Below are 25158 nucleotides of genomic sequence, written 5' to 3'. Positions count from 1 at the left end.
GAAGATATGGGAGACTTCTATAGGATTCCCGCAGATAACAGGGATCTTAACTATAGCAAGTTTTTCTCTGAAGGAGAAACAGATATTAGCGTTATAGAGGATTACCACTCCCACAACACGCAACAATTGACCAATAATGCTTTAAAGGAGACCTTGTTAAATTTAAAATATATCAAAAACAATCTATAAATGAAGGGAGCCTTTACAATTGAAGGATCAAGTTTCGTGGACCAGCGAGGGGAAATAAAATTCTTTAATTCCTTTGATATGTCCAAGGTGGTCCGCTTTTATGAAATAACCCCCTCCTCCACAGATATAATTCGTGCCTGGCAAGGTCATAGTTTTGAAAAAAAATGGTTCTATTGCCATAGCGGTAGTTTTGTGATCAATATCGTAAACATAACCGACCATAATAGTCCCGCTACCGAGGTAGGCCCCAAAAGATTTGAACTAAATGCCGACAACCCTTTCATATTGGAAGTCCCTGGTGGAAATGCTACAGGCTTTAAAGCAAGCTTGCCACATTCCAAATTAATGGTGTTTTCCAACTTTACCCTAGAGGAATCCGCCAAAGATGATATCCGTTTTCCGATAGAGACGTGGAAAGCAACATGGTGATGCAATTCATATCAGTCAATTTCAATAAGAAAACCTTAAATTGCAGTATACCAATAAGGTTTCCCTATAAACCTTACCACCAAATTAATAATTATTGAAGAAGAAAGAAGGATGAAAAAAATTGGAATCACCGGACAGGCCGGTTTTATAGGCAACCATCTTTACAATACTTTATCACTGGACGATACGGTTAGTTTGGTCCCTTTTGAGCGTTCCTATTTTGGGAACCAATCATTATTGGAAGATTTTGTAAGTAAGTGTGATGTAATTGTACACTTGGCTGCCATGAATCGCCATGAGGATCCCAAAGTTATATACAATACGAACTTAGAATTGGTAAATAACTTGGTAAAAGCCTGCCTTTCCAAAAAAGCAACCCCTCATATTATTTTTTCTTCTTCCTCACAAGAGGAGAGTGACAACCTTTATGGACGCTCAAAAAAAGAAGGGAAGGAAATCTTTATGGATTGGGCGAAAAAAGAAGGCGGTAAATTCACCTCCCTTACCATCCCTAATGTGTTTGGTCCTTTTGGCAAGCCCAACTACAATTCTGTGGTAGCTACTTTCTGCCATAAGGTAGCCCACCATGAAACACCTAGCATCATCAAAGATAGTAATGTAGGCCTTATTTATGTCAATGAACTGGTACAGGTATTTATAACCGCTATCAAGAATGAGCAGGTAGGAAAGGAGCACTTTACCAATTCCTCAGAGATAAAGATTGCCCCTACCAAAACCATCAAAGTGTCGGAAATCCTAGCGTTACTACAGCGTTATAAAAGAGATTATATGGAGAAGGGAATTTTTCCAAATTTGGAGGCCGATTTTGAAAAGGCGCTTTTCAATACCTTTAGATGCTATGTCCCCACTGATCATTATCCGGTTAAATACACCAAACACACGGACAACAGAGGGAGTTTTGTAGAGATAGCAAGAACTCAAACCAGTGGTCAGTTCTCATTTTCCACCACGGTTCCCGGAGTTACCAGAGGCAACCATTTTCATACCCGAAAAGCGGAGCGCTTTGCTGTAATAAGCGGTAAAGCACTCATTCAACTACGAAGAATTGGAACCGATGAAGTCATAGATTATTACCTAGATGGGGAGGAGCCGGCCTATGTAGACATGCCAATTTGGTACACCCATAATATTAAAAATATTGGCGATACAGAATTGGTTACTTTATTTTGGATCAATGAGCCTTACGACCCGCAGGATGCCGACACTTATTTTGTAAATGTTTAACCAACATAAAAACATCAACCTTGAAAAAGCTTAAAGTAATTACCGTGGTGGGGACGCGACCTGAAATAATCAGGTTGGCCTGTGTTTTAAACGCTCTGGATGCCAATGAGGCCATTGCACATACCTTGGTTCACACCGGACAGAACTACGATTACGAACTCAATGAAATATTCTTTGAGGATTTGGGCATCAGAAGACCCGATTATTTTCTAAATGCAGCAGGTAAAAATGCCTCGGAAACCGTGGGCAATATCATTATAAAAATAGACCCCCTCCTAGAGGAAATAGATCCTGATGCTTTTTTAGTGCTAGGAGATACCAACTCCTGTCTCTGTGCTATTCCCGCCAAGAAACGGAAAATCCCTGTTTTTCATATGGAAGCCGGCAACCGTTGTTTTGATCAGCGTGTGCCGGAGGAGACCAATCGGAAGATAGTAGATCATATAGCAGATATTAACCTTACCTATAGCGATATCGCAAGAGAATATTTGTTGCGTGAAGGCTTGCCTCCAGATCGAGTCATAAAAACGGGCAGCCCTATGTACGAAGTATTGGGGAAATTTAAGGAAAAGATAAAAGCCTCTAATGTCCTAGAAAAACTACAGCTAGAAAAACAGCAGTTTTTTGTAGTCTCCTCCCATAGGGAAGAGAATATCAATAATCCAAAGAATTTTGAAGGGCTGATTTCCTCCCTTAACAAAATTGCTGAAAAGTACAACTACCCTATCATTGTATCCACCCATCCCCGAACTAGGAACATGTTAGATGAAAAAAAGATAAAAACTCATAAAAACATCCAATTTCTAAAACCCTTGGGATTTTCGGATTACAACGCACTACAGTACCATTCCTTTGCAGTGTTGTCTGACAGTGGCACTATCTCCGAAGAATCGTCCATATTAAACTTCAGGGCACTTAATATTAGGGAGGCCCATGAAAGACCGGAAGCCATGGAAGAAGCTTCCGTAATGATGGTGGGGCTAAATCCAGAACGTATTCTACAGGCGCTGGCCGCTTTGGAAGTCCAAGAAAGAAATCCCAATAGAAATTTTAGACCCGTAACGGATTATTCCATGCCAAATGTTAGCGAAAAAGTAGTACGAATTATAATTTCCTATGTTGATTATATCAACAGGGTAGTTTGGTCTAAAGATTAAGGTATATGAGGATTGTATTTTTAGCCCTTGCCTTCCCAAGAATTGAGAAGACGCAATATTTATATACGGATTTAGTAGTACAACTCCATAATCATGGACACGAAGTTCTGGTGGTAGCGCCCGCCTACGAAGAAGATCACAAGGGTCTTGTAGTGGAGGCGGGAATTAACGTGCTAAGGGTTCCTACGATGGACCTGTTTGATGTGGGCCTAATAATGAAAGGAATTGCCAATCTACTTCTTCCCTATCAATATAAAACGGCCCTGAAGAAATTTGAGATTGACTTGGATTTCGATTTGATCATCACCCCTACTCCTCCCATTACTCTTTTTAGTGTAGTTCATTGGTTAAAGAAAAAATCTAATGCAAAGGTTTACTTAATATTAAGGGACATCTTTCCACAGAATGCAGTTGACCTTGGCCTTATGCACAAAAATAGCATTGTCCACAGCTATTTCCGAAAAAAGGAGAGAAAATTATATGCCATTTCAGATCGTATTGGCTGTATGTCTCAAGGTAATAAGGCGTATGTTATAAAGCATAATACGCACCTAAATCCAAGCAAACTTCATTTATTGCCCAACTGGGCAAATCTTTTGCCCCTACAAACTGAAGAAGAAAATGAAGTATTAAAACAACAAGAGGGATTAACCAACAAGTTTATCGTGATTTTTGGCGGGAATATAGGTAAACCTCAAAAATTAGAAAATATTGTTGACCTTGCCATTGCCTGTAGGGATAAATCCGATATCCTATTTTTGATTTTTGGATATGGCAGTGAATATGATTCCATAAGAAACTTAATTCAGAAAAAAAATGTTACTAATATGGAATTGAGGGATGGCGTGGGCCACAAGGAGTACTTTAAACTTGTCCAAATCGCGGATGTAGGATTAATATCACTAAACGAAAATTTCACCATTCCAAACACCCCTTCTAAAGCATTATCTTATTATAACGCCAAAAAGCCAATTTTAGCTTCCATTGACTTGAATACCGATTTTGGAACGGATTTGGAAAAAATTAATGCGGGATTATGGGCCGAAGCAGGAAAGACAACTCAATTAAAAGAAAAGTTGATGATTCTTTATCAAAATGAAGAATTAAGAAGGCAAATGGGAGAAAACGGATACATTTATATGAAAACTCAATTATCCTCCCAGATAGCCTATGATACCATACTGAGAGAGATTAAAGGGGGGTAAGGTATTTGAACTCAATAACTTTAAACATATTTTTTCTATTTTAGATAGCTCACCAAGAAAAAAAGCTAGTACACCTTTATTTGACCGCTTTTAACAAACTAATCAACCCATCATTATGTACAAAACCTTTCTTAAACGAATTCTGGATGTGGTAATTTCTGTAATAATGTTACTCCTGTTAAGCCCTATTTTCATTGTCGTTTTTATAACCCTATTCATTGCCAATAACGGAAAACCATTTTTTTTCCAATCGCGTCCCGGCCTTCATGAAAAAATCTTCAAGATTATCAAGTTTCGGTCCATGAACGATAAAAAAGATAAAAACGGGAAGTTATTACCAGATGAAGATCGCTTGACCAAAGTTGGTCTATTTGTAAGAAAAACATCCTTGGACGAAATACCTCAACTCTTAAATGTACTAAAAGGGGATATGTCCCTAATTGGCCCCAGACCCTTGCTTATTTCTTATCTGCCTTTATACAACGAAGAACAGAAAAAAAGACACCTTATTAAACCAGGAATTACAGGTTGGGCCCAAGTAAATGGGAGAAATGCCATCTCTTGGCAACAAAAATTCGCCTATGACGTATGGTATGTAGAGAATTGTTCTTTTCTATTGGACTGTAAGATTCTTTGGATGACCTTCCTAAAAGTGGTTAAAAGGGAAGATATTTCTTCGGCTACGAGTGCTACCATGGAGTTTTTTAAAGGTAATTAACCAGGAACCTTAATTTTTCGTCACAGTAGCTCAGTTTTTAGCTTTCCCCGCCCCATCTTATCCTACCAATTATTTATGCCAATCACATTTTGCTCAATATATGAAAACACCGCAAATTTAAGCCCTATAATTCGCCCTGAACCTACCAAGCCACCACCCTGTTTTCAATTGCTAAATCTTAATACCTCTGGTCGAAATTATTATACCTTGGACGAGAATTCAACCAAATAATTTCTTTTCCCCAGAAAGAGTTGTAGCTTAAAATTATATCAGATTATTAAATAGTAACATCCATGATTTAGAGGTACTACTTATTGCTTAATAGGATTTTGGGCACTTATTATATGAGGTGGAACGGTTAAAACAACCAACTATTTTTACGCTTTACTTACCCCAATAATAGGAAACGCAATCCAATGTTGTAATACAAATATGACTAAGAGCATATTGTTTTCAATCGTGGTGCAATGCCAATAGAATTGAAGTCATAATCAAAGTACCCTAATCTAAAATTATCGTGGAGAAAATGTCTTTTTGGTTTTGCAATAGGGGACAATAAAATTACTGCCTTACATATGAAGCTAAGCATCATAATTCCATGTTATAACATGGAAAAATATTTACCAACATGCCTGGATAGTCTCCTGGACCAAGGATTGGATCCGGCCACCTATGAGGTTATAGTAGTCAATGATGAATCCAGGGATAAAACCCTAGAAATAGCAAAGGCCTATGCTAAAAAGCATCACCAGATAAAAATCATAGATAAAAAAAATGCTGGGGTCGGGGCTGCGCGAAACTCGGGGTTTGATGTGGCACAGGGCACCTATATTTACTTCTTGGATCCGGATGACTATTTGGCCCAAAAGGTATTACCAAAGCTATTGGCCACCATTGAGAAATATCAATTAGACATATTAACCTTTTATAGCCTAGAGGTTAAGGACAACAGTAAACCCACTTCTAACAATAAAGATACCGTCCCCGGTACAATAAACGTACAGGACGGAATAGGTTATATCGCTACCTACAAATTTAAAAATGAAATTTGGTGGTATCTCATTAGGCGAGAGTTTATGGTGAACAGTGGAATTCGGTTCATAGAAGGAAAGTGGATGGAAGACGCCATTTTAACCGCCCAACTTTTTACCAAGGCCCAGCGGATAGCACATATGGATCTGGATGCACATAGGTATCGCATTCTTCCCACCTCTGCCATGCGGAACAAATCTCCAGAACATTACAATAAGGTAATCTATGACAATGCCAATGCAGCAGAAGTGTTTGACACCTTAATAAACAGTATTCCACCAAAACACAAAGATTCCCAAGCGTGTATTACCCGACTTAAGACAAGACAACAGTCCTTTGTATTCTTTTTATTAGTAAGACTTATGAAATCGGACATATCGGTAGAGAAGGTTCCCGAAATGCTCTCTAGGTTTCAAGAAATTGACGCCTACCCTCTAAAAAAGTTTATTGGGCCAGATTATAATGGTTTAGACTACTCATTTATGGTGTTCATCTTTAATAATAGACCTTTAATCAATCCCTTTATTAGGTTTTTTAGAACTTTCTATAAATTAGTCAGATGAACATTATTATAACCTCTGCAGGAAGAAGGGTGTCCTTAGTAAGGGCATTCCAAAAGGAAGTGACTAAGTTGGCCCCCAACGGTAAAGTCTATGCTGCTGACGCCAATCCAAAGCTATCGGCCGCATGCCTTGTGGCCGATGAATCTGTAGATCTACCATACTTAGACCACCCAGAGTATATTGATATCCTACTACAATACTGTCTAGATAATTCCATTTCCTTGGTAATACCTACCATAGACACGGAGTTATTGTTGTTAGCCAAACATCGGGAACAATTTGAGACTAACCAGATCCATGTTGTAATCTCTTCCGTAGATTTTATTTTAAAGTGTCGGGATAAAAGGATAATACATGAGTTTTTTACTTCCAAGGGTATCTCAGTAGCTAAAGAATACCAAAAGGATAGCTATTCCTTTCCATTATATATTAAACCGTTGGACGGGAGCAGAAGCGTAGATAATTATATTATTAGATGCAAAGAAGAGCTGAGAGACTTCCACTTCAGTAATGAAAAATTAATGTTCCTAGAATATTTAGATCATGACCATTACGATGAGTTTACCTGTGATCTGTATTACAACAAACAGGGTTCCTTAAAATGTGTGGTCCCAAGAAAACGAATAGAGGTACGGGACGGGGAGGTAAATAAGGGGCTAACCCTTAACAACGAATTGGTTCCATATATAAAAAAGCATTTAAAAACAATTGAAGGTGCAAGGGGCTGTTTAACTGCCCAATTTTTTATGCATAAAACCAATCACACTATTTATGGGATAGAAATTAACCCCAGATTTGGGGGTGGGTTTCCCCTCACCTATCTGGCAGGCGCCAACTTCCCAAAATGGATCCTTGAAGAATATCTCCTAGGAAAAGAAATAAAGGACAGTTTTGAGGTGTGGGAAAGCAATTTGCTGATGATCAGATATGATGACGAAATATTATTGCATGGATATGAAAGTTGATAATAAAAGCGTAATAGTATTAGACCTGGACGATACATTGTACAATGAGATCGAATTTCTAAAATCGGCTTATATGGAAATAGCCCGTGGCCTAGAAAAGCACAACCACCTTCCATTGTATGCCAAAATGATTTCCCTGTATCGAAGTCAAAAGGATGTCTTTGGTATTCTTGCCGATTACTACCAAGTCTCCAAATCCGGGTTAATTTCCAAATACAGACAACATCAACCTAAAATAAAATTATTTGACGGGGCAAAAGAATTACTGGAAAACATTAAGAAGTATAACGGAAAAATAGGAATCATCACCGATGGTAGAACTCAAACGCAAACAGCCAAGATAAAAGCCTTGGGAATTGCTTCCTATTTGGATCATATCGTAATCTCAGAAGAAATTGGAACTGAGAAGCCACACCCCAACAACTATAAGGAAATGGAAAACACCTTTGGAAAGGGGTCCTATTCTTATATAGCCGATAATTTAAAAAAAGACTTTATCACACCAAATATCTTGGGATGGGATACGGTAGGACTGATTGATAACGGGCTGAACATCCATACCGAAAACCATCTCTATTTTAATAAAGAACATGAACCAAAAAAGTACGTCTCCTCCCTTGGAGAGATTAATATAGTTGCTAGGTGATTTTGGTATTGGCAGTAGCTCATAACTGTCATACGTATTGCCATAGATAAAAGGTGCTGCTATTGTTGGAAAGTACTATAGGTAAGATAAAACAAGAGCTAAAATTATAATTTAAGATGTTGATCCCCATTTATAAATATTTTTTTTAATAGTCAATGATAGAAATTATAAAAGACAGAGCGGAATGGAGTTCACTTCTTGGAAAAGTGGAGTGCTATGATTTTTATCATACCTATGAATACCATTTAATATCCAAAAAGCAGGACGAGGAACCCATATTGCTTAAATACTCCGAAAGCAATATATTGATTGCTATCCCCTTATTGCTTAGAAGTATCCCTAATTCGAATTACAAGGATTGTACCTCCGTTTATGGATATAGCGGTCCAATCTCCAATAATGTTGATGATAATTTTGACGCTACTGCTTTCGCATCAAAATTTCAGACGTTTTTAATTGAAAACAACATTGTCACTATTTTTTCGAGACTTAACCCTTTTATTCCCAATCAAATCTTCTGCATAAAAGGATTGGGAAGTATTAGCAGTTTGAGTGAAGTGGTCAATATCGATATTACCAAAGATGAAGAGGATCAAAAAAAAGGGTATAACAAAAGGCTACGGACCCATGTGAACAAAGCTAGGAGAGAGTGTTACGTAAGAGAAGCAGCAACTAAAGAGGATATAAGGCAATATATTGCTTTGTATTATGATAATATGAAAAGGGTAAATGCAAAACAGGAGTATTTCTTTGGTGAAGAATATTTTTTTGAACTATTAAATGCAACCGATTTTAATGCTAGGATTTTATTGGCCTTGAAAAAAGAAACCAATAAGATCATTGCAGGAGCCATGTTTATTGAAAGCAATAAAATTGTACAGTATCACTTATCGGGTTCAGATGCTAATTTTATGCACCTTTATCCTATTAAATTGTTAATAGATGAAATGAGACTGACTGCAAGTAGGGATAATCTCATTTATTTTAATCTTGGTGGTGGTGTAAAAAACAGTAAGGATTCTCTATTTGATTTTAAAGCGAGTTTCTCCAAGGATTTTAAGCCCTTTAAGGTATGGAGATATATTATTAATAATAAGGTTTACGAGGAGTTGGTAGCCAAAAAACAAGAAAAGGAATGCGCTATTTTCCACAAGGAGTGCAGCCTCTTTTTCCCCTGTTACCGATGTAATATTTAATCCATTTTAGATTATGAACAACAATCCGTTTTCTTCGAAAACGTACACTACCACCTGGCTTCAACACTTTAGGCCCTCGGCGCAAATATCCTCATTCCCCTTTTTAAAGGGCATCAGCTTTTATAAACACCCATTTCTGCCTCTTTACACCAATGTGGGCAGAAATATGACCAAGGGTATGTGGTACTCTTTAGAGAACGAAAAGATAAACAGGGAGGTGAAAAACAAGGTGCTGCTTATCTATGACGTACCTGAACAGGCAGTAACCACAGATGGATTAGCAAGTGGTCGGTTGAAAAGGGAAAAAATAATCCAGTATCCCGGTTTTTTATTAGACCTAGCGCCTTTCAAGGATTATAATGACTATTTACTTCAAACGTTTAGCAAAAGCAGTAGGTATAAGCTAAATAAATATATAAAACGGTTGGAAACCTGTTTTGATATTCGCTATAAAATGTACCATGGAGAAATAAAGAAAGAAGAGTACTACTTTGTCTTTGAACATTTTGAAGCCTTGTTACGAAAAAGGTTCCTTCAAAAACAAATAACCAATAATAACCTTGAACCCAAAGAATGGAACTTCTATAAAGAAGCTACTTATCCCATGATCCTTGAAAAAGATGCAGCCTTATTTGTAGTCTATAACGGAAAAACCCCCATAGCTGTAACCCTAAACTATATACAGAACAACGCCCTGATAGATGCAATAACGGTCTTTGACATCGATTTTGAGAAATTCAATCTTGGATCCATCAATATCATGAAATTGGTTGAATGGTCCTTGGATAACAACTTAGGAGTCTTTGATTTCTCCAAGGGATATTACGAATACAAAAAGCGGTGGACCAACAAAGCCTATAATTTTGAATATCACCTTCTTTACGATGGCACTTCCCCCCTATCCACACTTTTAGCATGGAATATTAAGAACTATTTTAAGCTAAAGCAGTATTTAAGGGAAAAGGACCTTAATACCAAATTCCATAAATTAAGCTTTCTGTTAAAGAACAATAAGTCTGTAAAAGATGAAAAAACCAAGTTTACTTTCTCACCCATGGAGGAAAGATTGGTATTGGAAAATTATAAGGAAGTCACAAAAGATAGCAGCGAGTGGAATCAACTACGCACTATGATATTCGAGTTCCTATACCTCAACAGCGAAGCTGAAAAGGATTTAACCATTAAACAGCATACCAATAACAGTTTTATTTTTATAGGCAAAAAGGAGCGCGTACTTCTTTCCATCTTATAGTACAATACCAAGCACGGAAAAAGCAGAAAAAGACATTATACCAGACAGTGATCTTTTTATTTTTTCAATACATAGTTCCCAATAACCAAGTAGTCTAAACCAGTAGAGTAAAAGCATCTCAAGGCATCTTTGGGGGATTCAACTACGGGCTCTCCCTGTATATTAAAACTTGTATTTAGAACAACTGGCACCCCTGTTTTATTTCCTAATTTTTTGATTACATCATAATATCGAGGATGCAGTTCTTTCCTAACGGTCTGCAATCTAGCACTCCCATCAACATGGGTAACGGCCGGGATTACATTTTGTTTGTCCTTGAGCACATTACAAACTTTTAACATAAATGGATCTTCCACATCCAAGTCAAAAAAATCATTTTTAGCATCTATAATGGCAGAGGGGGCAAATGGTCTGTAGGCCTCCCTAAATTTGACCTCCGAATTTATTTTATCCTTCATATCCGGATAAGCAGGATTAGCCAAGATGCTCCTACTACCCAAGGCTCTTGGACCTATTTCCATAGGGCCCTGAAACCATCCCAATATTTTACCCTTCTCTAATAAAGTAGCTGCTACTTCACAAATATCTTCATGATACTCATACGGGAGCTTAGCCCCCTTTATGGCTTGCTCAATTTCATCATTGCTATAACTGGTACCTACATATGGATTGTCATGAACAAAGTCCCTAGGCTTCCCCAATATACCGTTGTATAAGTAATAGGCAGCACCAATTGCTGTTCCATTATCCCCCGCAGCAGGCATAACATATACGTCCTTAAAATTACTTTCCCTTACAATGCGACCATTCATGACACTATTTAAAGACACACCACCAGAGATCACCAGGTAGTCGGCCTTTGTTTTCTGATAGAGGATCTCACAAATTTCCAGCACTCTCTCTTCCAAAACCTTTTGAAAGGCAGCAGCCACATCCATGTGATGTTGTTCTATCTCTCCCCCCTTTTCCCTAGGTTCCCCAAAAGTAGCATAGAACTTTTTAGAACATCGTTTACCTACAATATTCTGGAAGTTAAAATAACTTAGATCTACTTTTATTTGACCGGTACTATCAACGGCTACCAACTTTCTAGCTTCCTCAATATAAGTTTCGGAATTTCCCATTGGTGCCAAGCCCATGGTTTTCCCTTCATCATAATTTGGTATAAATCCACAAAACTCAGTAACCGCTTCATAGAATGAGCCTAAGGAATGTGGAAAATAGCTCTGGGTAAAACATGCTACTTTATTACCGTTTCCATAACCCAACCAGGATGTGGCCCATTCTCCAGATCCATCTATACCCAGTAGGGCTGCCTCCTTGTAAGGTGACACAAAAAATGACCCTGCAACGTGTGTCAAATGATGTTCTATAAAATGAACTTTGGGCGATTTGGTCCCATTCCTAAATACATTATTGTACCAAATCCAAAAACGACGTTGTTTTGCATAGGCATTTACCACATGATGTCCAAAAAACGGCATAAAACTAGATGCATGCCCCATTAAATGCACCACTTTCCTAGACCAATTGGTGGTAGGCTTAATAGAAACGGCGATATGATCTATATCCTGAAATGATAAATTGGCCAGTTCCAAGCATTTTTCAATAGCAAGCAAAGGGAAAGCCGTGGTGTGTTTATCACGATTTAACCTTTCTTCCTCTATAGCAGCAACCATTTTGCCATCTATCACAATACATGCAGTAGAATCGTGAAAATAATAATTAAGCCCAAGTATTACCATCCAGTCGAATATTTAACTAATTCTGTTTTAGTATTATGGATAAATTTAATTAAAATGAAACAATATTATTAATATAACTGCTATTTAATTAACATTTAAATTCTTACTCGGAAATATTAATATCACATTCGTATAATAAGCACCTTTTTTAAAACCGGCCCCTCTAAATATGCTGCCACCTTCCCCTCCATTTTAATTTTATGGTATTGTATTCAACGATCCGATTCCCTTTCATGATAACTTTCTACTCCCCTAGAATCGGCATTTTCACCCACGTTTATTCTCAATGCAAAAATCCTATATAACATAGTTTCTTTATTAAAAAGAAGCCTCCAACTAAAAACTAGGTAAGGATTATATGAAGTCTACCATAATTATGGATTTGCTTTGGAAACAACTAGTAGGATGATGGGAATATTTCTCTATCCGTATCATACAAGGCCCCTCATTTTAATTGAAAAAGAACACCTTTTTATTGTCTATCATCGAGTAATTAAGAGAACAATCTTCGAATATTTATACCTTCACAACAGATCTATTTACCTTAATAGCCACAGGGGGATGATGGCTTTATTATATTCAAGAAGAAAGACAATATTGTGAAACCACAGATAAATTTCAAATTATACGGAGTTCATCCAATTAAGGGACATCCTATACGATCCAAAACTCCTAGCACTAAACTAAAACCTACCTGCGGAGTGTTCACAATTGAAATCAGCTTTAATAACCTCTCTTACATTCCTTTAAAAAATACAAATACATAATCACCACCTACCCTTTACCCAACAAACCGTATATAATAATTAAGCTATTGCAGAATAAACCCCTTAAAAAACCAAATGGAAACTAGCATGGGAACAAAAACAATACTAAGGGAGCAAGTTGCTTCCAAATTAGGTCTAATGTTCTACACCTTTATAGAAAACCGTGTTCCGCCATTTTATTCTGAGAAAATAGTTAACAACCTAGACAACAATAGCGTTGTAAAACTGCCTAAATCCAAGGATACCAATAAAATAAAAAATAGGGTATATAGGGTGACCAACGTTCCTGATTATTTAAACTTGGAACTAGACTTTGGAAAAACACCACTAAAGTGTACAAGAATATCCCAGTACCAAGGTTTTCTGGTGAATTTAATAGGTATTAATGACAGCAAAACCTATTTAGAGCAACAACTAAGTAAAAGAAATATAAAGAATCTCTATGCAAAACAACGTAAATTGGAAGGAAGTCATAAGATTTCGTATACCTTTCATTACGGAGATATTTCAAGAACTCATTACGATTTTCTTTTTACAGAGTTTTATAATATGCTGGAACAGCGATTTTTGGAAAAAAGAATGTATAACAACAACTTACTAAGTTGGAAGTATTATTTTGAACTAGTCTATCCCATGATTCTGGAAAAAAAAGCCTCTTTATTTGTAATTTATGATGGAGAAAAGCCAATCACTATTACCCTAAATTTTCATTTGCACAACATTGTTTCCAGCTATATTCAAACCTATGACATAAACTACTCCCATTACAACATGGGCGATATTAGCATGCTAAAGCATATAGAATGGTGTAAAAAAAATGACTTCATCATTTTTGATCTTGGTATGGGCCATACAGATTACAAGATTAAATGGTGTAATCATATTTACCGTTATAGTCACCACCTTTTTTACAACCCTAAATCCCTTATTTCGAGAGCTAAGGCTACCTTATTGATATTTAAATATAGATTAAGACAATATTTAAGAGATAAGGAAATTATTGGTAAAAAATTCCAGATGAACAAAATCCTGTATATAACTAGGGCTAAAAAATTGGCCAATTTCAATTGGAAAGAATCCTAACACTACCAAAAACAACTACTTCTAATAAATAAACCATGGTACGGAATTGTATATTCATATCCTTTTCTTTTTTAATGGGACCTCTAGATAATATTGAAACCGTTTTTTGCTTAACAATTCTATTTATTAAAATATAAGGTATGAGGGTAAAGAGAATCGATTTATTTGCAGATTTATTCGAAAAAGAAAATGGTATCCCGGATATTTACAGAGGTGTGCAATTTGCCAGCACCCTAATAACATGTAATTCCCAAACAGCCAGCACCCCTGAATTACCAGTTTATTCCGTGAAATTTGTTCCAGATTATTTGACTTTTCCGTTAACCAACAACACTCTTTTTCATTCCAAAATAATACCCCAAGTAAAAGGGTACTCTGCAAATTTGGATGGCTATTCAAAGGTTGAAAGTTATGTGAAAAATCAATTCAGATCCAATTCAAAAACTATCCACAGGTATGTGAAGCGGTTGGAATCTTGTTTCAACATCGAATATAAAATGTACTATGGGGAAATAGAGAAGAAAACCTATAATTTCATAATGGATTCCTTGGCAGATATGTTGCAAAAAAGGTTCCGCCAGCTAAATGCAAAGAATGAAAGTGATTCTAAATGGGAACACATAAGAAAAATTGCTTACCATCTAATCTTGAAGAATAGAGCCTCCTTGTTTGTGATTTATGATGATGAAAAACCCATAGAGATTTCCCTGAATTTTCATTATCACGGTATACTTTTTAGCGCTATTTCATCCTATGACATTGATTATTCAAAATTTGGTCTTGGGCATGTCGAAATTTTCAAGCAAATAGCATGGTGCATAGAGAATGACCATTTGGTATTTGAAATGGGCAGGGGCGATTTAGATTATAAGCGTCGCTGGAGCAATCAAATATATAATTTTGAGCATCATATCCATTATCGTAAAGATTCAGTTTTTGGAGTAGGTTGGAGTTTAAAGGAAGCCTATTTAGGGCGACTCAAACTATATCTAAAATCCAAAAACATTCATATCCTTTATTACAAACTAAAAGGTAAGCTGTCTGGTAAAAGAAACACCAACTTCGAATCCATCGATTATCAAGTTGAGGAATTACCAACACCCCCATCTACCAAAAACTGTATAAAAATAGATCCCAACACGGAAGAATTCGCCTTTCTAAATAAATATATTTACGATTTTCTATATTCCACCATTACGCATATTTCACAAATAGAAATTTATAGATTGGATAAAGAAAATGCCTATATCATACAGGGCAATGAAACAAGTGTAAAAATTTCCCCATCGAACAATTGAAAATGTTCAAAAACCGAAAATATTAGGTAACAAACATTTTCAAAAATAAGAGCTATATCCCTCATTGCAGTCAATAAGGCCTCATCTGCAATTCAACGACAAAACCAAGTCTACCATAGAATCTTTTAAGGTATAATTGTAGTAAGTTGTACATTCCCCATTACAAATTGGTAATTATTACCGCTCATAAATTTTAATTTTATTCCATAAAAAAGTAAATGAAGAATATCGTTTCTGCCCTGTGTGTGGCAATTAGATTTAGAACGAGGTATTTCTTTAAATAAGCCCTAATCCTGTTGGACGTTTATGTTATTTAATTCCCTAGAATTTCTCTTATTTCTGCCCACAGTATTTATTTTGTACTGGTTTGTTTTCAACAAAAACATTAAGCACCAAAATATACTGATCATCATCAGTAGTTATATCTTTTACGGTTGGTGGGATTGGCGATTTCTATTTCTAATTATTTTGAGTACGTTGGTAGATTTTATTATCGGCCAGCAAATCTTTAAACATAGGGATTCCCCCAAAAAAAGTAAATATTGGCTTTCATTTAGTGTCCTCTTTAATTTGGCACTTTTGGGCTTCTTTAAATATTACAACTTCTTTATAGACTCGTACATCGACCTTCTTGCCAGTATAGGATACGATGTAAAGAGCCCTTGGATACTGAGTGTTTTGTTACCGGTGGGAATTTCGTTCTACACCTTCCAAACCATGTCCTATTCTTTTGATGTCTACTATAAAAAAATTAGCCCCACCAAGGATTTAATTTCCTTTGCCACCTTTGTTGCGTTTTTCCCGCAATTGGTAGCCGGCCCCATAGAAAGGGCCTCCAATTTATTGTCTCAAATTACCACCGAAAGAAAGTTCAATTATGGGAGGGCAGTTAGCGGAGTTAAATTAATTCTATGGGGATTCTTTAAAAAATTAGTGATTGCCGACTCCATTGCGCCCATTGTGGACGATATTTTTAACAACTACACAGAGCATACCGCTTCCACACTTATTTTAGGGGTCTGTCTTTTTAGTTTTCAGGTGTATGGAGATTTCAGTGGGTATTCGGACATTGCCATTGGGACAGCAAAACTCTTTGGAATAGAATTAATGTCCAACTTTAAGTTTCCCAATTTCTCTAGAAATGTAGCAGAATATTGGCAAAGATGGCATGTATCCCTATCAACCTGGTTTAGACATTACCTTTATATCCCTATGGGAGGTTCTAAGGTAAGCAAGCTTAAATCTGTCAGGAATATTTGTGTTATTTTTTTAGTCAGCGGATTTTGGCATGGGGCCAATTGGACTTTTATTTTCTGGGGCGGACTCCATGCCCTATTCTATATACCCGTATTTTTAATGGGTAGAAATAGAATTTATGCCGATAACGTTATTGGGCAAAATACCTTACTACCATCTCTAAAAGAATTGCTTATGGTATTCTGGACCTTTGTCTTGGTTACCTTTTCCAGAATCTTTTTTAGATCCCCTTCTTTAACCGATTCCTTTAATTATATCGACAGAATATATAGCAATTTCAGTTATTCTGCCTATACCCATCCCATGGGATATAGAATGACCGACTTCTATATCTTATTGGCCTTGTTTACCCTTTATGAATACCTAATTAGGAAAGACGAAAGAAATCCTTTTAAGTTTAAATCCAAGGGGGTACGCTTTTTTGTCTATAGCGCCATGATCCTGGGCATGCTATTATTTTATGATGATAATGTGAACCGATCTTTCATCTATTTTCAATTCTAAGAAAAATCATGAGAAAATTCATTGGTACTACTGCGCTGTATATTTTATTAATTCTGCTGATGTTAGAACTAGCAGTACGGGCATTCCATCTTTACACTGTAGATCCACCTAGATTTATTGACGACCATGGCGTTGAAAAAAGAGTGCCACACCATAATGGCTACGCAGTAACGGGGAATAGGAAACAAAATTTCTCTGAATTCAATATTAATAAATCGGGATTTAATTCGCACCGGGAGTTTAATCCTAGTGCTACCAAATACGAAATAGCGATTGTTGGTGACTCCTATATTGAAGGTTTCCACCAAGATTTCCAAAACTCCATAGGCAAAAAAATTGAAGAAAAAATAGCAGGTATTGAGGTATACCAATACGGGTATGCAGGGTATGATTTTGCCAATCAGATGCATTTGGTATATGCCTATCAGGATACCTTTAATTTAATAGACGAAATTATTCTATACTTAAATTATGAAAATGATTTGGAGCGGGACAGCTATACTCCAAATACCGAAAGAATACAGATGTTATCTTCCACCATATTCAAAATTCGGGATCAGATTAAATTGTTGTCCTATGGATCGAAGATTGGCGTATTGGAACCCTTTAAAAAGCTTGCTACAGGTAAAAATCCCTTTAAAACGGATATTACCGCTTATCAATCTAACGAAATACAGGAAGAAACTGAGGCCGAGAAATTAGAAAGGGATAAAAGATATATCGCCAATTTCCAAAACCTTATAAAGCTTTATGGCTTTGATAAAAGCAAAACTACTCTTTTGCTGGACGCCAGAAAAACAAGTAATATCTTTTTGGAATTTTGTGATCAAAATCAAATTAAGTATATCGATTTTTCAGAAAGTTTCAAGAAATCTAAAAAACCTACCAATCTAATTTATGATATGCATTGGAACGACCATGGAAGGGAATTAATTGCGGAGATCATCGCAAATTATATTAGGCAAAAGAAACCTCACTAAGACAAGGATAATGAGCTATATTAATACCTCCGAGACAAACTGATTTTATAAAGGAAAACACAGCAACCACATCCCTTAAAATATATGAACCCCTGGTGCTTATCTATATATAGATGGACTTGCACTCAATTCCACGAAAAATAAACCTAAGATGTGGTACATTCCGGCCACTTTTCACTGCTAGAAACCCTGCTAAAATCTTTGGTAGAATCTCCAAAAGGGAAAAGCCTCTATACATTAAGCAACCAGCTGCCTTAAACCTGGAAACTAATTGGCAACAGGCCAACTTTAAAGGTGCTTGCAGACTACTATTACCAGTTTAGAAGGATTGAGTAAAAACAATTCCAATAGCTTTGATTTGGGAGCTAAGAAGCTAAGGCCAAAAAAGCAAAACCCCCATCAATTGCTCAATGGGGGTTTGTACTATATTAGGAGAAATAAATTACTTCACTTCTTCAAAATCTACATCCTCAACGTTATCGGTATCGGAAGACTCTCCGTTGCTTGAAGCAGCATCCGCTCCAGCTCCTGCTGGTGCTCCTTGCTGACCTTCAGCCTGTGCTTTGTACATCTCTTCGGAAGCTTGTTTCCAAGCTTCGTTAATCTTATCCAAAGCAGGAGTAATTACCGCCAAGTCTTTAGACTCATAGGCTTTCTTTAGCTCTTCCAAAGCTTCTTCGATCGGCTTTTTCTTATCGTCGGACAATTTGTCTCCAAATTCCTTCAACTGCTTCTCGGTCTGGAAGATCATACCGTCTGCCTCGTTCAACTTATCTACAGTTTCCTTAGCTTTCTTATCGGCTTCCGCATTTGCTTCGGCCTCTGCCTTCATCTTTTTAATTTCCTCTTCGGTTAATCCGGATGAAGCTTCAATTCTAATATCCTGACTCTTATTGGTTGCTTTATCTGTAGCAGACACCTTAATAATACCGTTGGCATCTATATCAAAAGTAACCTCAATCTGTGGCGTACCTCTTTGTGCTGGTGGAATACCATCTAAGTGGAAACGTCCAATTGTTTTGTTGTCCGCTGCCATAGGACGCTCTCCTTGCAATACGTGAATCTCAACAGAAGGCTGATTATCCGCTGCAGTAGAGAAAATCTGTGATTTCTTAGTCGGGATCGTCGTGTTAGCATCGATCAACTTGGTCATTACCCCTCCCATGGTTTCAATACCCAAGGACAATGGTGTAACGTCTAATAACAATACGTCTTTTACATCTCCAGTAAGAACTCCACCTTGAATAGCGGCTCCAACGGCAACTACCTCATCTGGGTTCACCCCTTTGGATGGCTTTTTACCGAAGAACTTCTCAACAGCGTCCTGAACCGCAGGAATCCTAGTAGAACCTCCTACTAAAATTACCTCATCGATATCGCTTTTAGTTAAACCAGCAGCTTTTAAGGCCGACTCACAAGGAGCGATGGTTCTTTTTACTAAATCGTCTATTAATTGCTCAAACTTAGACTTGGTTAAGGTTCGTACCAAGTGCTTAGGTCCAGAAGCGGTAGCCGTAACGTATGGAAGGTTAATTTCGGTCTGGGAAGTAGAAGACAATTCAATTTTCGCCTTTTCTGCAGCTTCCCTTAAACGTTGTAATGCCATAGCATCTTTACGTAGGTCGATACCCTCTTCCTTGTTAAACTCATCGGCCAACCAATCAATTACCTTTTGGTCAACGTCGTCACCTCCTAAGTGGGTATCCCCCTCAGTAGATAACACTTCAAAAACACCGTCACCCAATTCTAGAATGGACACGTCATGTGTACCACCACCAAAATCGAATACTACGATCTTCTGATCAGTATCTTTCTTGTCCAACCCATAAGCCAAAGAGGCAGCAGTTGGTTCGTTAATAATACGCTCTACAGTTAGGCCGGCAATCTCACCAGCTTCCTTAGTAGCCTGTCTCTGTGCATCGTTAAAGTAAGCAGGAACCGTAATTACTGCTCTAGATACATCCTGTCCCAAGTAATCCTCAGCGGTTTTCTTCATTTTCTGAAGAATCATAGCTGATAATTCTTGTGGAGAATACAAACGTCCATCAATATCTACTCTTGGGGTGTCGTTATCCCCTTTTACTACCTTATAAGGCACTCTATCGGCTTCCTTGCTAGACTCCGAATATTTGTTCCCCATAAAACGTTTAATAGAGTAAATGGTCTTGGCCGGATTGGTAACTGCCTGTCTTTTTGCAGGATCACCAACCTTAATCTCGCCACCTTCTACAAAAGCAATGACAGATGGAGTAGTTCTCTTACCTTCTGCATTTGGGATCACAACAGGCTCATTCCCTTCCATTACGGAAACACAAGAGTTTGTTGTTCCTAAATCTATTCCAATAATTTTACTCATGTTTATGTATTTACTATGTTGAAAATTCTTTTTAGTACTCGCGGGTATTAAGTCAATGATTGTGCCATGACAAATAAATATGACAAGGTGTCAGCTAAGCATACAATTACTAGCCTATATGAAGACAATCTTAGGTATTTGGGCATTCCCCTTTGGCATAAAATAAGCCAAAGGGTCGTGCTTTCCATTGCTAGTCCCCCTAACCGCCCAAGAGGTTGGTTTGGGGGAGCTATACATTGCAATCACTAATGCGGGGAAATAGCAGTAGGCAGAGGCCAGTGGGAAGTGAGCAGTGGGCAGTTTTACAGTGATCAATAAACAATTAGCAATAAACTATGGTGCATTTTATTTCAATAAACAATGATCAATTAGCAATTAACAATGGTGTACGTCCCTGATATAGGTTGACCACTTAAAAGATCGTGCAACGCCTTCCAATAACAAGAACTGTATAGCCCCAAGGTTTATCTCGGGGTTTATTAGGAATCAGTAAAGCGGCTTTAGCCAAACCATGATTACACGTCCTTTACCTTGGTTGCTCCCTAATAGTGATGAAAGTTAAATTGCATTGTTAGATTAGACTATTCTTTCATTTCCAAATCTTCAAACTTGCAAATTGATTCATTGCTACATTGCTACATTGATTCATTGCTTCATTGATTCATTGTTACATTAGATAATTAGCACATTTCTACATCAGCCCATTTCCAAATCTTCAAATTAGCAAATTGATTCATTGCTTCATTGCTACATTAATTCATTGCTATATTAACTCATTATATAATCCTATCTTTACCCTTAAAACTAGCTTACAAAATGGAATGCATTAGTGTTTTTGATATGCTCAAAATTGGGGTCGGACCATCTAGTTCCCATACTTTAGGCCCTTGGCGCGCCGCAGAGCAATTTATAAAGGTACTACAGAAAAAAAAGGTTTTTAAATCCGTACGAGAATTAAGGGTAGAAGCCTATGGATCCTTAGCCCTAACTGGGAAAGGTCACGCCACAGACATTGCCATAATGATGGGATTAACAGGTGCCGATCCTGTTACGGTAGCCATTGAAAGCATTGACGGAATTATCCAAGGGATTAAGGAGCAAAAAGTGCTTAACTTAAACCAATCCTTGGAGGTTCCCTTTAACCCAGCTACAGACATCGTATTTGTAAGGGAGTTTTTACCCTTTCATGCCAATGGGATGATCTTTATTGCGACGCTAGCGAATGGAAAAAAAATAAAGGAAACCTATTATTCCATTGGAGGAGGATTTGTGGTCAAGGAAGAAATGGCTAACTCCAAACGAAAAAAAGAAGTCTTTAAGACCTTTCCTCATCCTATAAAAAATGGCGCAGAACTACTGGCTACCTGCAAAGAAGAGAATAAAACCATCTCGGAAATAGTGCTGGAGAACGAGCGTTCCCTACGTAGCGATGCAGAAATAGATAAGGGTCTACAGCATATTTGGGATACCATGTTATCTTCCATGTACATAGGGTGCCATACCGAAGGACATTTACCAGGTGGTCTTAATGTAAGGCGAAGGGCCTATGATTCGCATAAAAAACTAAAAGGAGAACTGCCCTACTCCACTCCAGAAGAATGGATAGAGACCATACGAAAGACCAAGGTGCGGTTCCGCTCCATATTTACTTGGGTTAGTTGTTTTGCCCTCAGTGTAAACGAGGTAAACGCCTCCTTGGGTAGGGTGGTAACCGCTCCCACCAATGGGAGTGCTGGGGTAATCCCTGCGGTACTCATGTACTATATGGTGATAGAAAATCATCAAGCTAATTTTAACCATATAAAACAGTTCTTGCTAGTTGCCGGCGAAGTAGGCAGCATTTTTAAGAAAGGGGCCACTATCTCTGCAGCCATGGGAGGTTGTCAGGCAGAAATTGGGGTCTCCTCCGCTATGGCAGCGGCAGCTCTTACCGAATTACTAGGTGGGAGTCCAGAGCAAGTACTAATGGCAGCAGAAATAGCTATGGAACATCATCTGGGTCTTACCTGTGATCCCATTGGTGGATTGGTGCAGATCCCTTGTATAGAACGTAACGCCATGGGAGCTATTAAAGCCATTAACGCTGCAGAATTGGCACTAGATACAGATCCCGCAAATGCCAAGGTGCCACTAGATATGGTGGTAAATACCATGTGGGAAACCGCCAAGGATATGAGCACCAAATACAAGGAAACCTCCACAGGCGGACTCGCAGTAGGGGTGTTTTTAAGTGATTGTTAGTATTGCTAGGGCGAAGAAACATACAAGGTAGACTTCAAAAATTCAACCCTAGACCATATCATAAATGTGACAAGGAGAATAGGGGTACCCATTCATCATCTAATGCTTAGCATTTAGAGAGGTTTAAAACTTATTTCCAGTCTGTATATACCGTTTTCCAACGCCCATCGCTAAGAGGCTTTTTGAAATATCCTTTTCAAACAGTTTTGGGCCGCAGACATAAAAATACTGCTGAACATCGTGGATTAGCGACTCTAAAAGGCCGTAATGGATTCTGCCGAATAAGGTGTTTCTAGTCCTAGATCTGCTTAGCACATGAACGCATTTCTTTCCCAAACGCTGCTGAAGTTTGTTAGGATACAAAATGTCCTCTGGCGTTTTATTGGCATAAAGTAAGCTATGTTGTTCATCTACTCTGTCCCCTTGCGCTTCTAAACTTTCCAAGATGGGTAAAAAGGGAGTTATCCCCGTACCAGCAGCAATAAACATTCCCGGACCTTTATAATTATAGGAATCCCAAGGATCGGTAATTTGAAGGAAATCTCCACTTTCCAAAGTTGCCATGCCATAGGTAAGACTCTTTTTATGGGGATGTATCTTTATGGTCAATTCCAAATACCCGTCCGTATTTAAATTGCTTATGGTAAACGGGGCAACGGCCAATTCGTATCCCGGTTTGGCAATACTCAGTTCTAGTGCCTGCCCTGGGCTATGGGTGTAGCCATACGGTTTTTCTATTCTAAATTGCACTACATTGTGGTTTAGGTATTTTTTACCCAATAGTTTCACCCTATACGGAAATTTAAAGCCCATAGTTACTTTCGGTTTATTTCCTATTGGATGGTTAGGGATCCCAAAGGTTACAATGCTGTCTATCTGCGAATAAAGTAGCCGGTGGAGTTATCTAGCTCTGGAAGCACACAATTCGCCGAATTTAAGAATACTACTTTTATTTTTCCCCTGCCTCAAATAGCTCTTTATAATCCTTTGCACATCCAAATTATCTTCCATAGCGACTAGGTAGGCGGTGTACCCCTCCAATTGATGCGTCTCTTTATTGAATGGTAGGTACCCAAAACCTTTATATATCCCCTCTTCTACCAAAACAAAGGAGGTTTCGTCCTTTACCCTTCCCTTTCCTTTAATAACATAGGTGTTTTTGGGCGCCACAATCTCCTCCAAAACTTTTTCTACCCTGTCGTTGTAAGCTTCTACCGATTCCCTCTTGGTACATATTCCTTTGCAACTCTTTAGGTGGAATTGAAAACAAGCCCCTTTTACCTTTTGTAGGTCGCAATACTTTAAACAAAGTTGGTGCGTTTTACAGAGCTCTTCCAAGAAATCCCTACAGGCAGATGCGGTGTAATAATGTAAAATGGGGGTTTCCAAATTGGTCAATTGCCCAAAAGTAAGGTTCACTATCCCATTTTTATCGATATAGGTTCCGATACCGTATCGAGCCCGAGTCCTTTTTTGCGCGCGATTGTATTTTGGAGTGTGTTTTTTAATTTCGTCCGACTCTAACAACAGGGCCAACAACTCACTTCCGGTAACGGTATAGGTTATTTCCGTAGTTTCAAAACAAAGTCGCATTTCCTTATGGTCCCTACTATACCGATGGCTTAATACACGTTGTTTTATATCCTTGGCCTTGCCAACGTAAATAATGACCCCCTCAGAATTTTTAAAATAATACACCCCAGTGGAATTGGGTAATTTGCTAACTGCCGTTTTTGGCCATAAGGGAGGTTCCGGAATCCTTAAAGAGCGTGCGCTTAATAAGTGGTGGAATGCTCCCACTGTATCCAACTCCCATAATTTTTCCAACAGTAATAGGGTGGCCTCTGCACCCTCCTGTGCATTTATCCCCCCTTGAAACATTATCCCCAAATGGGTGCACATAGCTCCCAAGCTATAACTTTGTTGACCGGGAATCAATTTTCTGGATAATCTTGCCGTGCATATTTTTGGGCGTTTATACGCCCCTCCCAGGGCTATATACTCCTTCTTTAATCCTTGGTAATGAAAATTCACAAAGTGGGAAATCAACACCCGATCCTTTGTGAACTCCATCACCTTCTTGGCTATTTCATAAAACTTTGGAGCCTCCGATAACCTATTCCCCCTAAGAGCAGACTCTTTTAACAGGCCATCATCCAAGGGAATTTCAGGATTTACCAAGGTATAAAATCGATCAGTGATGTTGGACCCATCGTGATTTAGGATGCAAATCTCCGTTACCTTATCGTTCTCCCCCCGCAGCCCTGTAGTGGCTATGTACATTATGGCATACACTAAATAGCATCTAATTTTATAAACTGATCAAAATC

19 protein-coding genes and 1 pseudogene are annotated in these 25158 nt (G+C 37.9%); 16 read left to right on the top strand and 4 right to left on the bottom strand.

Annotated elements, in window-relative coordinates; all coding sequences use genetic code 11:
* The 11 genes and pseudogenes from F1E73_RS04450 to F1E73_RS04400 form a co-directional block, all read left to right on the top strand.
* Nucleotides 1-189, top strand: a pseudogene (locus F1E73_RS04450) (UDP-glucose 4-epimerase); the annotation flags it as partial.
* Entirely contained in the window at nt 190-618 is a 429-nt protein-coding gene (locus tag F1E73_RS04445) for a dTDP-6-deoxy-3,4-keto-hexulose isomerase (protein WP_150451209.1), read from the top strand. It abuts the pseudogene before it with no gap.
* Between the two features lie 111 nt (nt 619-729).
* Nucleotides 730-1863, top strand: coding sequence for a polysaccharide biosynthesis C-terminal domain-containing protein (locus F1E73_RS04440; protein WP_150451208.1), 1134 nt, complete (start codon nt 730-732; stop codon nt 1861-1863).
* A 20-nt stretch (nt 1864-1883) separates the two neighbouring features.
* On the top strand, nt 1884-3020 hold the full coding sequence (gene wecB, locus F1E73_RS04435; protein WP_150451207.1) for a non-hydrolyzing UDP-N-acetylglucosamine 2-epimerase: 1137 nt from the start codon (nt 1884-1886) through the stop codon (nt 3018-3020).
* Nucleotides 3021-3025: 5 nt separating this feature from the next.
* On the top strand, nt 3026-4225 hold the full coding sequence (locus F1E73_RS04430; RefSeq protein WP_150451206.1) for a glycosyltransferase family 4 protein: 1200 nt from the start codon (nt 3026-3028) through the stop codon (nt 4223-4225).
* Between the two features lie 115 nt (nt 4226-4340).
* Nucleotides 4341-4943, top strand: coding sequence for a sugar transferase (locus tag F1E73_RS04425; protein WP_150451205.1), 603 nt, complete (start codon nt 4341-4343; stop codon nt 4941-4943).
* Between the two features lie 575 nt (nt 4944-5518).
* Nucleotides 5519-6538, top strand: a complete 1020-nt coding sequence (locus F1E73_RS04420; RefSeq protein ID WP_150451204.1) for a glycosyltransferase — start codon at nt 5519-5521, stop codon at nt 6536-6538.
* The gene (locus tag F1E73_RS04415) at nt 6535-7503 is read left to right on the top strand and encodes an ATP-grasp domain-containing protein (protein ID WP_150451203.1); all 969 of its coding nucleotides are present in this window, start codon (nt 6535-6537) and stop codon (nt 7501-7503) included. The genes F1E73_RS04420 and F1E73_RS04415 overlap by 4 nt, the downstream gene beginning before the upstream one ends.
* Nucleotides 7487-8149 (top strand): HAD family hydrolase, encoded by a 663-nt coding sequence (locus F1E73_RS04410; protein ID WP_191088982.1) that lies wholly within the window; start codon nt 7487-7489, stop codon nt 8147-8149. Before F1E73_RS04415 ends, F1E73_RS04410 begins: the two co-directional genes overlap by 17 nt.
* A 155-nt stretch (nt 8150-8304) precedes the next feature.
* Nucleotides 8305-9345 carry a peptidoglycan bridge formation glycyltransferase FemA/FemB family protein gene (locus tag F1E73_RS04405; protein ID WP_150451201.1) on the top strand — a complete coding sequence of 347 codons (1041 nt, stop codon included), beginning with the start codon at nt 8305-8307 and terminating at the stop codon, nt 9343-9345.
* A 13-nt stretch (nt 9346-9358) separates the two neighbouring features.
* Complete coding sequence (locus F1E73_RS04400; protein ID WP_150451200.1) at nt 9359-10597, top strand: GNAT family N-acetyltransferase; 1239 nt, start codon at nt 9359-9361, stop codon at nt 10595-10597.
* 56 nt (nt 10598-10653) lie between these two features.
* On the opposite strand, the gene F1E73_RS04395 is transcribed toward F1E73_RS04400, so the two are convergent.
* Nucleotides 10654-12342 (bottom strand): carbamoyltransferase family protein, encoded by a 1689-nt coding sequence (locus F1E73_RS04395; protein WP_150451199.1) that lies wholly within the window; start codon nt 12340-12342, stop codon nt 10654-10656.
* Nucleotides 12343-13196: 854 nt separating this feature from the next.
* Between F1E73_RS04395 and F1E73_RS04390 the strand changes: the two genes are divergently transcribed.
* The 4 genes from F1E73_RS04390 (at nt 13197) to F1E73_RS04375 (ending at nt 18231) form a co-directional block, all read left to right on the top strand.
* Nucleotides 13197-14192 carry a GNAT family N-acetyltransferase gene (locus F1E73_RS04390; protein ID WP_191088981.1) on the top strand — a complete coding sequence of 332 codons (996 nt, stop codon included), beginning with the start codon at nt 13197-13199 and terminating at the stop codon, nt 14190-14192.
* A gap of 140 nt (nt 14193-14332) precedes the next feature.
* Entirely contained in the window at nt 14333-15490 is a 1158-nt protein-coding gene (locus F1E73_RS04385; RefSeq protein ID WP_150451197.1) for a GNAT family N-acetyltransferase, read from the top strand.
* 306 nt (nt 15491-15796) lie between these two features.
* Nucleotides 15797-17251: an MBOAT family O-acyltransferase gene (locus F1E73_RS04380; RefSeq protein WP_086477875.1), complete on the top strand. Its 1455-nt coding sequence runs from the start codon at nt 15797-15799 to the stop codon at nt 17249-17251.
* Nucleotides 17252-17259: 8 nt separating this feature from the next.
* Nucleotides 17260-18231: a hypothetical protein gene (locus F1E73_RS04375; protein ID WP_150451196.1), complete on the top strand. Its 972-nt coding sequence runs from the start codon at nt 17260-17262 to the stop codon at nt 18229-18231.
* Nucleotides 18232-18673: 442 nt separating this feature from the next.
* Here the strand turns inward: F1E73_RS04375 and dnaK are convergent, their stop codons facing one another.
* Complete coding sequence (dnaK, locus tag F1E73_RS04370; protein WP_150451195.1) at nt 18674-20587, bottom strand: molecular chaperone DnaK; 1914 nt, start codon at nt 20585-20587, stop codon at nt 18674-18676.
* Between the two features lie 816 nt (nt 20588-21403).
* Between dnaK and F1E73_RS04365 the strand changes: the two genes are divergently transcribed.
* Nucleotides 21404-22828 carry an L-serine ammonia-lyase gene (locus F1E73_RS04365; RefSeq protein ID WP_150451194.1) on the top strand — a complete coding sequence of 475 codons (1425 nt, stop codon included), beginning with the start codon at nt 21404-21406 and terminating at the stop codon, nt 22826-22828.
* A gap of 123 nt (nt 22829-22951) precedes the next feature.
* On the opposite strand, the gene F1E73_RS04360 is transcribed toward F1E73_RS04365, so the two are convergent.
* Nucleotides 22952-23641 (bottom strand): ferredoxin reductase domain-containing protein, encoded by a 690-nt coding sequence (locus F1E73_RS04360; protein ID WP_086477871.1) that lies wholly within the window; start codon nt 23639-23641, stop codon nt 22952-22954.
* Between the two features lie 87 nt (nt 23642-23728).
* A complete protein-coding gene (locus F1E73_RS04355; RefSeq protein ID WP_150451193.1) occupies nt 23729-25111 on the bottom strand; it encodes an exonuclease domain-containing protein in 1383 nt (460 codons plus the stop codon).
* Between the last annotated feature and the right edge of the window lie 47 nt (nt 25112-25158).

It is taken from the genome of Arenibacter lacus (assembly GCF_008711145.1).
Taxonomy (GTDB): Bacteria; Bacteroidota; Bacteroidia; order Flavobacteriales; family Flavobacteriaceae; genus Arenibacter; species Arenibacter amylolyticus.
The sequence above is the reverse complement of the archived record's forward strand: the minus strand, read 5'-3'. Positions and strand labels throughout refer to the sequence as shown.

Coding starts and splice junctions, on each gene's coding strand:
- F1E73_RS04400 (WP_150451200.1), top strand. CDS start 9,359: ATGAACAACAATCCGTTTTCTTCGAAAACGTACACTACCACCTGGCTT.
- F1E73_RS04390 (WP_191088981.1), top strand. CDS start 13,197: ATGGGAACAAAAACAATACTAAGGGAGCAAGTTGCTTCCAAATTAGGT.
- F1E73_RS04430 (WP_150451206.1), top strand. CDS start 3,026: ATGAGGATTGTATTTTTAGCCCTTGCCTTCCCAAGAATTGAGAAGACG.
- F1E73_RS04360 (WP_086477871.1), bottom strand. CDS start 23,641: ATGGGCTTTAAATTTCCGTATAGGGTGAAACTATTGGGTAAAAAATAC.
- F1E73_RS04375 (WP_150451196.1), top strand. CDS start 17,260: ATGAGAAAATTCATTGGTACTACTGCGCTGTATATTTTATTAATTCTG.
- F1E73_RS04405 (WP_150451201.1), top strand. CDS start 8,305: ATGATAGAAATTATAAAAGACAGAGCGGAATGGAGTTCACTTCTTGGA.
- F1E73_RS04355 (WP_150451193.1), bottom strand. CDS start 25,111: ATGTACATAGCCACTACAGGGCTGCGGGGGGAGAACGATAAGGTAACG.
- F1E73_RS04415 (WP_150451203.1), top strand. CDS start 6,535: ATGAACATTATTATAACCTCTGCAGGAAGAAGGGTGTCCTTAGTAAGG.
- F1E73_RS04410 (WP_191088982.1), top strand. CDS start 7,487: ATGGATATGAAAGTTGATAATAAAAGCGTAATAGTATTAGACCTGGAC.
- F1E73_RS04440 (WP_150451208.1), top strand. CDS start 730: ATGAAAAAAATTGGAATCACCGGACAGGCCGGTTTTATAGGCAACCAT.
- dnaK (WP_150451195.1), bottom strand. CDS start 20,587: ATGAGTAAAATTATTGGAATAGATTTAGGAACAACAAACTCTTGTGTT.
- F1E73_RS04395 (WP_150451199.1), bottom strand. CDS start 12,342: ATGGTAATACTTGGGCTTAATTATTATTTTCACGATTCTACTGCATGT.
- F1E73_RS04380 (WP_086477875.1), top strand. CDS start 15,797: ATGTTATTTAATTCCCTAGAATTTCTCTTATTTCTGCCCACAGTATTT.
- F1E73_RS04425 (WP_150451205.1), top strand. CDS start 4,341: ATGTACAAAACCTTTCTTAAACGAATTCTGGATGTGGTAATTTCTGTA.
- F1E73_RS04365 (WP_150451194.1), top strand. CDS start 21,404: ATGGAATGCATTAGTGTTTTTGATATGCTCAAAATTGGGGTCGGACCA.
- F1E73_RS04385 (WP_150451197.1), top strand. CDS start 14,333: ATGAGGGTAAAGAGAATCGATTTATTTGCAGATTTATTCGAAAAAGAA.
- F1E73_RS04445 (WP_150451209.1), top strand. CDS start 190: ATGAAGGGAGCCTTTACAATTGAAGGATCAAGTTTCGTGGACCAGCGA.
- F1E73_RS04420 (WP_150451204.1), top strand. CDS start 5,519: ATGAAGCTAAGCATCATAATTCCATGTTATAACATGGAAAAATATTTA.